At 71.2% G+C, this 12,919-nt stretch carries 6 protein-coding genes (1 of these 6 cut by a window edge); all 6 read left to right on the top strand.

What is annotated here, in order from left to right; all coding sequences use genetic code 11:
* Positions 1 to 50 precede the first annotated feature (50 nt).
* Positions 51 to 749 carry a CoA transferase subunit A gene (locus HG543_RS24840; RefSeq protein ID WP_169347335.1) on the top strand — a complete coding sequence of 233 codons (699 nt, stop codon included), beginning with the start codon at positions 51 to 53 and terminating at the stop codon, positions 747 to 749.
* Between the two features lie 7 nt (positions 750 to 756).
* A complete protein-coding gene (locus HG543_RS24835; protein ID WP_169347334.1) occupies positions 757 to 1,413 on the top strand; it encodes a CoA transferase subunit B in 657 nt (218 codons plus the stop codon).
* A 62-nt stretch (positions 1,414 to 1,475) separates the two neighbouring features.
* Positions 1,476 to 1,868, top strand: a complete 393-nt coding sequence (locus HG543_RS24830; protein WP_169347333.1) for a TIGR02266 family protein — start codon at positions 1,476 to 1,478, stop codon at positions 1,866 to 1,868.
* 40 nt (positions 1,869 to 1,908) lie between these two features.
* Positions 1,909 to 3,204 (top strand): class I SAM-dependent RNA methyltransferase, encoded by a 1,296-nt coding sequence (locus HG543_RS24825; RefSeq protein ID WP_169347332.1) that lies wholly within the window; start codon positions 1,909 to 1,911, stop codon positions 3,202 to 3,204.
* 210 nt (positions 3,205 to 3,414) lie between these two features.
* Positions 3,415 to 4,812 (top strand): VWA domain-containing protein, encoded by a 1,398-nt coding sequence (locus tag HG543_RS24820; protein ID WP_169347331.1) that lies wholly within the window; start codon positions 3,415 to 3,417, stop codon positions 4,810 to 4,812.
* A 722-nt stretch (positions 4,813 to 5,534) separates the two neighbouring features.
* Positions 5,535 to 12,919 carry the 5' portion of a type I polyketide synthase gene (locus HG543_RS56425; RefSeq protein ID WP_169347330.1) on the top strand. It continues 562 nt past the right edge of the window, so the window shows 7,385 of its 7,947 coding nt (coding positions 1-7,385); the start codon lies at positions 5,535 to 5,537; the stop codon falls past the right edge of the window.

Genomic DNA, 12,919 nt, shown 5'->3' with positions numbered 1-12,919 from the left:
GGGTGGGGGCCTTCCCGGGCCTTCACCCCGTTTCCATATCGGGAGGGCGGATGAACAAGGTCTACGCGAACGCGGACGAGGCGGTCGCCGACATCCCGGATGGCTGCACGCTCATGAGCGGCGGCTTCGGTCTGTGCGGCAACCCGGAGAACCTCATCGAGGCGCTTCACCGGAAGGGCGTGAAGAACCTCACCATCATCTCCAACAACTGCGGCACCACCGAGCTCGGGCTCGGCATCCTGCTTCAGAACAAGCAGGTGAAGAAGATGGTGTCCAGCTACGTGGGAGAGAACAAGGAGTTCGAGCGGCAGTTCCTCTCCGGCGAGCTGGAGGTGGAATTGAACCCGCAGGGCACCCTGGCCGAGCGCATCCGCGCCGGCGGCTGCGGCATCGGCGGCTTCTTCACCCCCACCGGCGCCGGGACGCAGGTGGCCGAGGGCAAGGAGACGCGGATGATCGACGGCCGGCTCCATGTCCTGGAGACGCCGCTCAAGGCGGACTTCGCCATCATCCACGCGTGGAAGGCGGACACCTGGGGCAACCTGGTGTTCAACAAGACGGCGCGGAACTTCTCGCCCATGATGTGCATGGCCGCGAAGGTGACCATCGTCGAGGCGGAGCACATCGTGCAGCCCGGCGAACTCGACCCGGATCAGGTGCACATCCCCAGCATCTTCGTGCACCGCATCGTCCAGGCGAAGAACCTCAAGAAGTGGATCGAGCGGCGCACCGTCCGCAAGCAGGCGTGAGGAGCCCATGCCACTGACTCGTGAACAGATCGCGATGCGCATCGCCCGGGAGCTGCGGGACGGCTACTACGTCAACCTGGGCATCGGCATCCCCACGCTGGTCCCCAACTACATCCCCGCCGGCGTCGAGGTGGTGCTCCAGTCGGAGAACGGCCTCCTGGGCATCGGGCCCTATCCCTTCGAGGGACAGGAGGACCCGGACCTCATCAACGCGGGCAAGGAGACGGTGACGACGGTGAAGGGCGCGTCGTTCTTCGACTCCGCGCTGTCCTTCGGGATGATCCGCGGCGGCCATATCGACATGGCCGTGCTCGGCGCCATGGAGGTCAGCGAAGAGGGTGACCTGGCCAACTGGATGATCCCCGGGAAGATGGTGAAGGGGATGGGCGGCGCCATGGACCTCGCCGTGGGTGCCAAGCGCATCTACGTGGCCATGGAGCACGCCAACAAGGAAGGCCAGCCGAAGATCCTCAAGAAGTGCTCGCTGCCGCTGACGGGCCTCAAGTGCGTGCACCACATCGTCTCGGACCACGCGTACATCGACGTGACGCCCGAGGGGCTGGTGCTGCGCGAGGTGGCCCCCGGCGTGACGGTGGAGCAGGTGCAGAAGCTGACGGAGCCGAAGCTGAAGGTGGCTCCGGACGTGCGCGAGATGAAATTCTGAGCGCACGAGGCTAGGGTGCGCCCCGCGGGTGCCGTCGAAGGCCCGCGGGGGAGCCCCATCGCATGGCTGACACTCCGGAGAAACACGTCGCGAACGACCGCGCGCCCCGCGTGGAGTACGAGCTGCCGGTGGCCTACAGCAGCGTGTCCGGGTTCGTGACGGACTGGGCCGTGAACCTGTCTCGCGGCGGGCTGTACATCAACACCGACAAGCCGCTGCCGGTAGACACGGTGGTGCGGATCCTGGTGACGCTGCCCGGAGCGCACTTCCCGGTGGAGCTGAAGGGCCGCGTGACGCGCACCAATGCGTTGGGCGCGGCGCCCGCCAACCAGTCCCCGGGGATGGCCGTGGAGTTCGTGGACGTTGACGACGACAAGCGGTCGCGCATCGGGGAGTTCGTGGAGCGCCTGCGCGCGGAGTTCCCCCCGGAAGCGCCGGCCGCGACAAGGAAGTGAGGGTGGCCGCCCGGGGGCGCGTCGCCCGTCGAGCCCCTGAATGCTGCCGCTACCCGAGACTCCCGTTGAACTGACCATCGACCGCCTGGGCCAGCTGGGCGAGGGCGTGGCCTCCTGGCAGGGGCGCACCGTCTTCGTGCCCGGCGCCTTCCCCGGCGACACCGTGCGCGTGCACCTGGAGGCCCAGGGCCGCGTGCTGCGCGGGCTGCTGCGACAGGTGGTGACGCCCGGCCCGGACCGGCGCCCCGAGATGTGCCCGTGGGCCGGTGAGTGCGGCGGCTGTGACTGGCTGGGGCTCGCCGAGCCCGCCCAGCGTGCCGCGAAGCAGGAGATCGTCCTCTCCACCCTGGAGCACCTGGGCCACCTGCCGAGGGAATCCTTCACCGTCCGCCCGCTCCTGGTGGCCCCCCGCGACTGGGGCTACCGGCGCCGCGCGGTGCTGCACCCCACGGGCAAGGGCACGCTGGGGTACTTCGGGCGGCGCAGCCACGACCGCATCCCCGTGTCCGAGTGCGGCGCGCTGACGCCCGTGCTGGCGACGCTGCCCGGGAAACTGGCCCCGCTGCTCAAGCCGCTGGCGAAGGACACCGACGAGGTGCTCCTGCTGGCCGAAGGGGACAAGGCCGCCTTCGCGGTGAACCTGACGGGGCCGGTGACGGCGCGGCACGTGGAGGCGGCGGAGGCGGCGGTGCGCTCGCTGCGGTTGGAGGGCGCGGTGCTGGTGCCGAAGGAGGGCTCTCCGCGCGTGCTGGGGAAGCCGGCGCTGCGCTCGTACTCGCCGCTGCGGCCGGAGGTGCCGCTGTACCTGCGGCCGGACGCGTTCGCCCAGGCGCACGCGGAGGCCAACGTGGGGCTCGTCACCTCGGCCGTGTACGAGCTGGCCGCGCGGGACGGTGACTCCGTGCTGGAGCTGTACTCGGGCAATGGGAACTTCACGTTCCCCCTGGCCGCGGGCGCGGCGTCCGTGCTGGGCGTGGAGTCCTCGCCGGTGGGCGTGGAGCTGGCGCAGCGGAGTGCTCGCGAGGGTGGGGTGGCCAACGTGCGCTTCATCCAGGGCGACGCGCGCAAGGCGTGTGACGGGCTCGTGGCCGAGGGCCGGAAGTTCGACGTGTGCCTCGCGGACCCGCCGCGCACCGGGGCCCCGGGCCTCGCGAAGTGGATGACCGCCCTGGGCGTGCGCCGCGTGGTGTACGTGGCGTGTGACCCGGCCTCGCTGGCCCGCGACGCGGCGGGACTGGTGGAGGCGGGCTACAAGCCCCTGGCCCTCCAGGTGGTCGACATGTTCCCCCAGACGCACCACGTCGAGGCGGTCATGTCCTTCGAGCGCGGCAGCTGAACCCACACGGAATGTGCGTTTTTGATGTTGCGCGGGGCCGCAGTGGCCCCGTGTGGGGCCATGGGTCTGCTCTGACTCGAAGCAGTAAAACCAGATTTATGAGGATAGTTATAGATAACCCTGCGTGCGCCGGCCGGGCAGTCAACCGTCTGCTGTGGCCCGCCCCGCATTCCGGATTGCGCCGGGGCCGCCGCCGGACATGATGGTTCCGTGGACGCCCGCATCGTCGAGTTCGCCGAAGTGCTTCGCCAGAACGGCGTGCGTGTCAGCACGTCCGAGGTCCAGGACGCCCTGCGCGCCACGGCCGAGGTGGGGCTGAAGGACCGGAGCCTGTTCCGCTCGGTGCTGCGCACCACGATGGTGAAGCGCGAGCTGGACGTGGACACCTTCAACCGCGCGTTCGACTTCTACTTCTCCGGCGCGGCGAAGACGTTCGAGGCCATCGACAAGTCGCTGGCGGACCAGCTCAAGGAGGAGGGCTACCTGGAGGGCGACCTGCTGAAGATGGTCATCATCCAGATGAACCAGCTCCTGCCGGAGATGTCGCCGCTGGCCCAGGCCATCCTCGAGGGGGACCGGGCCCGGCTGGCGCAGATCTTCCGGATGGCGTCACTCCAGTTGGACTTGTCGCAGCTGGAGAGCCCCCTGCAGGCGGGCTTCTTCTCGCGGCGCATGCTGGCGGCGGCGGGCATGGACAAGGCCCGCTCGGACATGAAGTCCCTGGAGGACGAGCTGCGCGCCCGCGGGCTCGCTCCGGAGGGCGTGGAGATTGTCTCGCGCCACGTCGCGGAGGCGATGCGGAAGATCGAAAACGCCGCGCGCCAGGAGGTGAAGCGGCAGGCCGAGGCGCGCATCCGCCGCCGCACGGACACGGTGCAGGACAAGCCGCTGCACCTGCTCACCCAGGCGGAGGTGGACCAGATGGAGTCCGCTGTCCGCACGCTGGCGGAGAAGCTGCGCAGCCGGATGATTCGCAAGCAGCGCTCGCACCGCCGGGGCGCGCTCAACGTGCGCCGCACGCTGCGCCGGAACATGCCGTGGGGTGGGGTGCCCATGGTGCCCCAGTTCCGCCGCCGCCGGCCCGAGCGCCCCGAGCTGGTGGTGCTGTGCGACGTGTCCGACTCGGTGCGGAACGCGTCGCGGATGATGATGCTGTTCATGCACACGATGCAGTCGTTGTTCGTGCGCGTGCGCTCGTTCGTCTTCGTGTCCGACGTGGGCGAGGTGACGCAGTACTTCAAGGACCTGGACGTGGACGAGGCCATCGACATGGCCACGGCGGGGAAGACGGTGTCCCTGAGCGCGAACTCGAACTACGGACGCGCCCTGGCGGACTTCACCCGCGACCACCTGGGCAGCATCACCCGGCGCACCACGGTGATGATCATTGGAGACGGGCGGAACAACTACAACGCCAACAACGCCTGGGCGCTGAAGGACCTGCGCCGCAAGGCGAAGCGCCTCCTGTGGATCTGCCCCGAGGAGCGCGGCAACTGGGGCATCGGCGACAGCGAGATGCTCACCTACGAGAAGCACTGCCACCAGGCCGTGGTCGTCAACTCCGTGTCGGACCTGGCCCGCATCGCGGACCAGCTCGTCCCGGTGTGAGGCGTCAGCCCAGCTCGAGCGCCTTCCTCCGCCCGTCCAGGCGGAGGAACAGGCGTTCGCTCGTCGCTCCCATCATGCTTCGGGTGGGCTGGCGCGGGTTCATCGAGCCGCTGGCGGCGGGGCATGGCCACGAGGGTGGAGTGGGGCGGCACCACCACCGGCTGTCGGCCATGCGTCCTGACAGGAATTGACTCACCAATCGAAAAGACAGACTGACAGTGAGAAGCGCATGGATTGCGATTCTCATAATCAGGCTGCGAGTGCTTAATCCCTCCTCATCCCACCGTTGAGCTCGGCTTTTCCTTAAAAGGGATGTGGCCCGAGCCAGGAAAAGCGGGTCACTCCGTATCGGGAAAGTAGGGCCTCACACCCTCGGGGCGCTGCCTGCGCGGCCGCCGCTGAGTGAAGTGTGATCCACCCTCGGTGACAGCCGTCGTCACGCTGATCCGTCCGCGAGTCGCGAGACGGCTGGTATGGCTTTGCGTGCGGTGAATGCTTGCAAGGCTCAGGGGTGAAGTCAGCGTCAAGAAACTGTTTTCTGATGGACAGTTCCGCTTCGCGCTGTCTATGTACAAAGAGCGAAAACGAGATGACGAAGCGAACGCTGGACGTTGGGGATTTTGGGGCTTGGCTGCTGTGTGGTTTTTCCGAGGAATATCAGCTACTTAGGAAAAACCGGGCAGTTTGCGGCGCAATCAATGACGTATCAACCGAGGTACGTCATGACCGCTGACTCCAAGCTGGGGCAGGCAAGCAGCGCGGCCATCGCGGAGTGGCTCGTCTCACGTATCGCCGAGCGGCGGAAGGTGGAGCACCACTCCATCGACGTGCGCAAGCGATTCAGTAGCAACGGCGTGGATTCGCTGGGCGCGATGGGGCTGCTCGCGGAGCTGTCCACGGAGCTCGGCCGCCCGTTCTCGTCCACGCTGCTCTGGGAGTACCCGACCATCGAGGCCCTGGCCCGCCACCTGAGCGGTGAGGGCGGCGTGGCGCCCGGTGAGGCCCGGCAGGCGCCAGTGGCGTCGAACGAGCCCATCGCCATCGTCGGCATCGCGTGCCGGTTCCCTGGTGGCGCGAGCTCTCCCGGCGCGTACTGGCAGTTGCTGCGCAACGGCCTCGACGTCATCACCGAGGTCCCCAAGGAGCGGTGGGACCTGGAGACGTTCTTCTCCGACGACCCCGCGGCCCCCGGGAAGCTGAGCACCCGCTGGGGCGGCTTCCTCAACAGCGTCGACGGCTTCGACGCGCCCTTCTTCTCCATCGCGCCCAGGGAAGCGGTCCAGATGGACCCCCAGCAGCGGCTGATGATGGAGCTGTCCTGGGAGGCGCTGGAGGACGCCGGCATCGGACCGTCCAGCCTGAAGGACACCGCCACGGGCGTGTTCTTCGGGGCGATGTGGACGGACTACGGCCGGCTGGTCACCCACGACGAGAAGCGGATTGCCCAGCACACGGCCGTGGGGCAGGACCTGAGCATCGTGGCGGCCCGCGTCTCGTACTCGCTCGGGCTGACCGGGCCGAGCCTCGCCGTCAACACGGCGTGCTCGTCCTCGCTCGTGGCGGTGCATCTGGCGCGGCAGAGCCTGCTGTCCGGCGAGTCGCGCGTGGCCCTGGCCGGCGGCGTCAACCTGCTGCTCGCGCCCGAGAGCACCATCGCGATGACGAAGTTCGGCGCCATGGCTCCGGATGGCCGCTCCAAGGCCTTCGACGCCCGCGCCAACGGGTACGTCCGGGGTGAGGGCGGCGGCGTCGTCGTGCTCAAGCGCCTGTCGGACGCGCTCGCCGACGGCGACACCGTCTACTGCGTCATTCGCGGCAGCGCGGTGAACAACGACGGGTTCAGCAACGGACTGACCGCGCCGAACCCCCGCGCCCAGGAGGCCGTGGTGCGCGACGCGTGCGCCTCGGCGGGTGTCGCGCCCACCGACGTGCAGTACGTGGAGACCCACGGTACCGGCACCTTGCTCGGAGACCCCATCGAGGCGGGCGCGCTCGGCGCGGTGCTCGGCGTGGGGCGTCCCGAGGAGCGTCCGCTGCGCATCGGCTCGGTGAAGACGAACATCGGCCACCTGGAGGCGGCGGCGGGCATGGCCGGCCTCATCAAGGTGGCGCTGTCGATGCGTCACCGCACGCTCCCGCCGAGCCTGCACTTCGAGAAGCCCAATCCGCACATCCCGTTCGAGGCGCTGCGGCTGAAGGTGCAGTCGACGCTGGAGCCCTGGGAAGCGGAGGCGGGGCGGCTCGTGGCCGGCGTGAGCTCGTTCGGCTTCGGCGGCACGAACAGCCACGTCGTGCTCGAGGCGACGACCCTCGAGGAGCCCCGGCTGTTCCTGCTCTCGTCGGAGACCGAGGAGGGCCTGAAGCGCCGGGCGCGGCGCATGGTGGAGACGCTGCGCTCGAACGACGGGCGCTCGCTCGAGACGGTGTGCGCGGAGTCCGTTGCCGCGGAGTTCGCGCCCTGGCGGCTGTCGTTGGTGGTGCGGTCGCTGGAGGAGCTGTCCCGGCAGCTCGGTGACTTCGCGAAGGGGCAGGCGTCCACGGACATCACCGTGGGGCACGCCCAGGCGGCGAGGCCTCGCGTGGCCTTCATGTTCGGCGGCCACGGCTCGCAGTGGCTGGGCATGGGGCGGACGCTGCTCGCGGAGGAGCCCGCGGCACGCGCGGTGCTCGAGCAGTGCGACGAGGCCTTCCGGAAGTACGTGCCCTGGTCGCTGCTGGAGCGGCTAAAGCAGTCCGACGCGGCGCTCTTCGACCAGACGGACTTCGTGCAGCCGGCCATCTTCGCCATGCAGCTGGCGTACTCCGCCGTCTGGCGGAGCCGGGGCGTCGAGCCCGATGCCGTCATCGGCCAGAGCATGGGCGAGGTGGCCGCCGCCTGCGTGGCGGGAGCCCTGGGCCTGGACGATGCCGCGCGCATCATCTGCCAGCGCAGCAAGCTCATCGTGGACGCGGCGCGCGGGGGTGGCATGGCGGTGGTGGGCCTGTCGTTCGAGGCCACGACCGAGGCCCTGGCGCCCTATGACGGGCGGCTCGTCGTCGCGGTCAGCAGCGGCCCCGAGACCACCGTGGTCGCCGGCGAGGAGGCCGCGCTGCAGGAGCTGCTCGCCGCGCTGCCGGCTCGCGGCGTTTCGTGTCGGCAGGTGCGCGTGGACTACGCGTCCCATAGCCCGCAGATCGACTCGCTGCTGCCGGAGCTGCGGCAGCTGCTCGCGGGCGTCGCGCCCCAGCACGCGAGCACCACGTTCTACTCCACGGTGACGGCGGCGCCGCTCGGCGGCGAGGAGCTGAACGGCGCGTACTGGGCGCGCAACCTGCGAGAGCCCGTGCTCTTCGCGCAGACCGTGCGGCGGCTCGCCTCGGAGGGCTTCGAGGTCTTCATCGAGGTCGACCCGCACGCGGTGCTGACGCAGGTGGTGGAGCAGACCCTGGCCCGCGAGGGGCGCCAGGGCAGGGTGGTGGCGTCCGCGCGGCGCGACGATGGCGAGCGCAAGTCGCTGCTCGCGGCGTCGGGCGCGCTGGTGACAGCGGGAGTGCCGCTCCGGCTGGACGCCCCGGCCGCGGAAGGCATCACGGAACCGTCGGCGCGGCTCGTGGTCCTCTCCGCGCAGTCCGCGGCGGCCCTGGACAGCCAGGCGGCGCAGCTGTCGGCGCACCTCTCGGCGAATCCGGAGCTGAAGCTGGAGGACGTGGCCTTCAGCCTGGCGACGACGCGCAGCGCGCTGGAGCACCGGCTCGCCATCAGCGCGACCTCGCGTGCCGGCTTGCAGGCGGCGATGGAAGCGGCGGGGCAGGGGCAGACGCCTCCAGGCGCGGTGCGCGGCCGGGTGGCGCCGACGTCGCTGCCAAAAGTGGTGTTCGTCTTCCCGGGCCAGGGCTCGCAGTGGCCAGGCATGGGCCGCAAGCTGCTGGCGGAGGAGCCCGTCTTCCGCGCGGCACTGGAGGCGTGTGACAAGGCCATCCAGGCCGAGGCCGGCTGGTCGCTGCTGAAGGAGCTGGCGGCGGACGAGGGCAGCTCGCAGCTGGGCCGCATCGACGTGGTGCAGCCGGCGCTGTTCGCGATGGCGGTGGCGCTCGCGGCCCTGTGGCGCTCGTGGGGCGTGGAGCCCGACGCGGTGGTGGGCCACAGCATGGGCGAGGTGGCGGCGGCGTACGTGGCCGGCGCGCTGTCGCTGGAAGACGCGGTGGCCATCATCTGCCGCCGCAGCGTGCTGCTGCGGCGCATCAGCGGCCAGGGCGAGATGGCGCTGGTCGAGCTGTCGCTCGCCGACGCCGAGGCGGCGCTCGTGGGGTACGAGGACCGGCTGAGCGTGGCCGTGAGCAATGGCCCGCGGTCGACGGTGCTGTCCGGTGAGCCGGCGGCGCTCGGGCAGGTGCTCTCCGCCCTCGAGGCGAAGGGCGTGTTCTGCCGGCGGGTGAAGGTGGACGTGGCGAGCCACAGCCCGCAGGTGGAGGCGCTGCGCGAGGACCTGCTCGCGGCGCTCGCGTCGCTGAAGCCCCAGACGGCGACCCTCGCCATGCGGTCGACGGTGACGGGCGCGACGATTGCCGGCCCCGAGCTGCTGGCGGGCTACTGGGCGGACAACGTGCGGCAGCCGGTGCGCTTCGCGCAGGCGGTGCAGGCGCTGCTGGACGAGGGCCACGGGCTGTTCGTGGAGATGAGCCCGCACCCGCTGCTGGTGCCGGCGGTGGAGGAGATCCGCCAGTCGGTGGAGCGTCCGGGCGTCGCGGTGGGCTCGCTGCGCCGCGGTCAGGACGAGCTCCCCGAGCTGATGGAGTCCCTTGGCAAGCTGTGGGTCCAGGGCCATCCCATCACCTGGGAGCGCCTCTTCGCGGCCGGCGGCCGTCGTGTGGGCCTGCCGACCTATCCCTGGCAGCGGCAGCGGTACTGGATTGACGCCGCGGCGAACACCCCTGCGGCGCGGCAGGGCCGCGGCCACGCGGGGGGCCATCCGCTGCTCGGCGTGGCGCAGACGGTGTCGACCCAGGCGGGCCTGCGCCTGTGGGAGACGTCCCTGGAGCAGGACCGGCTGCCCTGGCTCGGGGACCATCGCGTCCAGGGGGCCGTGGTGCTGGCGGGCGCGGCGTACCTGGAGATGGCGCTCTCCTGCGGGAGTGACGCCCTGGGCACCGGTCCGCTCCAGGTCTCCGACGTGGCCTTCCTGCAGGCGCTGGCCTTCGCCGACGAGGGCGCGACGCCGGTGCAGGTCGTGGCGACCGAGGAGCAGCCGGGACGCCTCCGCTTCCAGGTGGCCAGCCAGGCGGGAAGCCGTGCCGCGTGGACGGTGCACGCCCGGGGAACGGTGCGGAAGGTGGAGCAGGGTGACGCCGCCGAGGCGCTCGACGTGGACGCGCTGCGGGCCCGGCTCGGGGCGAGCGTGTCGCCGGAGACCCTCTACCCGGCGCTGCGGACGGCGGGGCTGGAGTACGGGCCGGCCTTCCAGGGCATGGCCGAGGTGTGGCACCGCGACGGCGAGGCGCTGGGCCGGGTGCGGCTGCCGGAGGCGGCGGGTGATGCGTCGCCGTACCGGATGCACCCCGCGCTGCTCGACGCCTGCTTCCAGATGGTGGTCGCCTGCTTCGCCGACGATGACGGCTCGACGCCGTGGGTGCCGGTGGAGGTGGAGCGCCTGAAGCTCCTGCGGCAGCCGTCGGGAGAGCTGTGGTGCCGGGCGCGCGTCTCGCGGCGGGGGCCCACGGCGGCCCACCAGCGTCGCGCGGACCTGCTCATCGTCGATGGCCGTGGCGCGACGGTGGCCGAGGTCTCCGGGCTCGTGGTGCAGCGGCTGTCGAGCACCGGGCGTGGCCGCGTCCAGGACGATGTGCTGCTGGAGACGGACTGGGAGCGCTCGGACGTTCCCGCGCCCCGGCTCACGGCGGGCCGCTGGCTGCTGCTCGGTGAGGGCGGAGCGCTCGGCGACGCGCTGCGCACGGGGCTGCGGGAGGCCGGTCATTCCGTCGAGCTGGCCGCCAGCGACCTGGGCGTCGAGGGCGTGCGCGGGTTGCTCACGACGGCCTTCGGTGGCCAGGCCCCGACGGGGGTGGTGCACCTGGGCGGGCTCGACACCCGGAACGAGATGGTCGAGGCGGCGCTCGTGCGTGGCTACGACAGCGTGCTGGGCACCGTGCAGGCCATCACCGGCATGGGCTTCCGCGACACGCCGCGGCTGTGGATTGTGACCCGCGGGGCGCAGGCGGTCGGCCAGGGGAAGATGGCCCTGGCCCAGGCGCCGCTGATCGGCCTGGGGCGCGTCATCGCGCTGGAGCATGCGGAGCTGCGGTGTGCCCGCGTGGACCTCGACCCCGCCGCTCCGGCGGACGAGGCCCTGGCCCTGCGCGCCGAGCTGCTGGCTGACGACTCGGAAGAGGAAATCGCGCTGCGCGGCGGGGCTCGGCGGGTCGCGCGGCTCGCGCATCCGGTCCTCGAGTCCTCGCGGCAGGAGAAGGTCGAGCCGGCCGGTGGACGGTCCTTCCGGCTCGAAATCGAACAGCCCGGAGCGCTGGAACGTCTGGTCCCCCGGGCCATGGAGCGTCGTGCTCCGCGCGCGGGCGAGGTGGAGCTCGCCGTCACCGTGGCGGGCCTCGGCTTCCTGGACGTCATGAAGGCGCTGGGCACCGCGCCTCGTCAGGGGGACGGCCCCGTCTCGCTGGGCGGTGAGTGCGCGGGCCAGGTCGTCGCCGTGGGTGAGGGCGTCGAGGGCTTCCAGGTGGGCCAGGAGGTGGTGGCGGTCGCGCCGTTCAGCATCGGCACCCACGTCACCGTGGATGCGCGGCGGGTGGTGCCCCGTCCCGGTTCGCTGAGCGCGGAGCAGGCGCTTCCCATGGCCTTCCTGACGGCCTGGTACGGACTCGTCCAGGTGGGCCGGCTGCGAAAGGGTGAGCGCGTGCTCATCCACGCGGCGGCCGACGACCTCGGGCAGGCCGCGGTGCAGGTGGGCCGCCACGTCGGGGCCGAGGTGTTCGTCACGGCCGGCACGGAAGCGCAGCGGGCCTGGCTGCGCGAGCAGGGCCTCATGCACGTGATGGACTCCCACGCGCCTGGCCTCGCCGCCGAGGTGCTGGCGGCGACCGGCGGGGACGGCGTCGACATCGTGCTGAACTCGCCGTCCGGTGAGGCCACCGACGCGAGCCTGTCGGCGCTCGCGCCCGAGGGCCGCTTCATCGAGGTCGGCAGGCGCGGCAACGAGGTGGCCGGTGCCCACTTCCAGAAGAGCCTCACGTACAGCGCCATCGACCTCGCGGGCCTGGCCGAGCTGCGCCCGGCGCGCTTCGGCGCGCTCCTTCGCGAGGTGATGGACCTGATGGCCCGGGGCGTGTTCGCGCCACCGAGCGTGGAGCGCTTCTCCATCTCGCGGGCCACCAGCGCCTTCCAGAAGCTGGAGCAGGCGCGGCACCTCGGCAAGGTGGTGCTCACGCTGGACGACGCGAATGTGGACATCCACGTTCCGGCCGATCGTCAGGCGCTCGTCCGGGCGGATGGCACGTACCTCGTGACCGGCGGTCTCGGCGGCCTCGGCCTGAGCGTGGCCGGGTGGCTGGCGGAGAAGGGCGCCGGACATCTGGTGCTGGTGGGCCGCTCCGGTGCGGCCAGCGCCGAGCAGCAGGCGGCTGTCGCCGCGCTGCGCGCGAAGGGGCCGCGCGTCACGGTGGCGAAGGTGGACGTCGCGGACCGCGCGCAGCTGGCGCGGCTCCTCGACGAGGTCTCCAGCCCGGAGCAGCCGCTGCGCGGCGTGATTCATGCCGCCGGCCTCCTGGTCGACGGCCTCCTGGCGCAGCAGAGCGTGGAGCGGTTCCGCGAGGTCATGGCGCCCAAGGTCCTGGGTGCCCTGCACCTGCACGAGCTGACCCGCGAGGCGCCGCTGTCCTTCTTCGTCATGTACTCGTCGGTGGCGGGACTCCTGGGCTCGCCGGGACAGGGCAACTACGCCGCGGCGAACACGTTCCTCGACGCGTTGGCCCACCACCGCAGGGCCGAAGGACTGCCCGCGCTCAGCATCGACTGGGGCGCGTTCTCCGAAGTGGGCCTGGCCGCCGCGCAGGACAATCGTGGCGCCCGGCTCGAGGCCCGTGGCATGCGGAACCTCACTCCGGACGAAGGCCTGGCGGCGCT

The sequence above is a fragment of the Pyxidicoccus fallax genome (genome assembly GCF_012933655.1).
Classification (GTDB): Bacteria; Myxococcota; Myxococcia; order Myxococcales; family Myxococcaceae; genus Myxococcus; species Myxococcus fallax.
This window is presented reverse-complemented; position numbering and strand designations above follow the sequence as displayed.

What these genes read in the sequence shown, in the direction of transcription:
- HG543_RS24825 (WP_169347332.1), top strand. Translation starts at nt 1,909, where the DNA reads ATGCTGCCGCTACCCGAGACTCCCGTTGAACTGACCATCGACCGCCTG.
- HG543_RS24830 (WP_169347333.1), top strand. Translation starts at nt 1,476, where the DNA reads ATGGCTGACACTCCGGAGAAACACGTCGCGAACGACCGCGCGCCCCGC.
- HG543_RS24840 (WP_169347335.1), top strand. Translation starts at nt 51, where the DNA reads ATGAACAAGGTCTACGCGAACGCGGACGAGGCGGTCGCCGACATCCCG.
- HG543_RS24835 (WP_169347334.1), top strand. Translation starts at nt 757, where the DNA reads ATGCCACTGACTCGTGAACAGATCGCGATGCGCATCGCCCGGGAGCTG.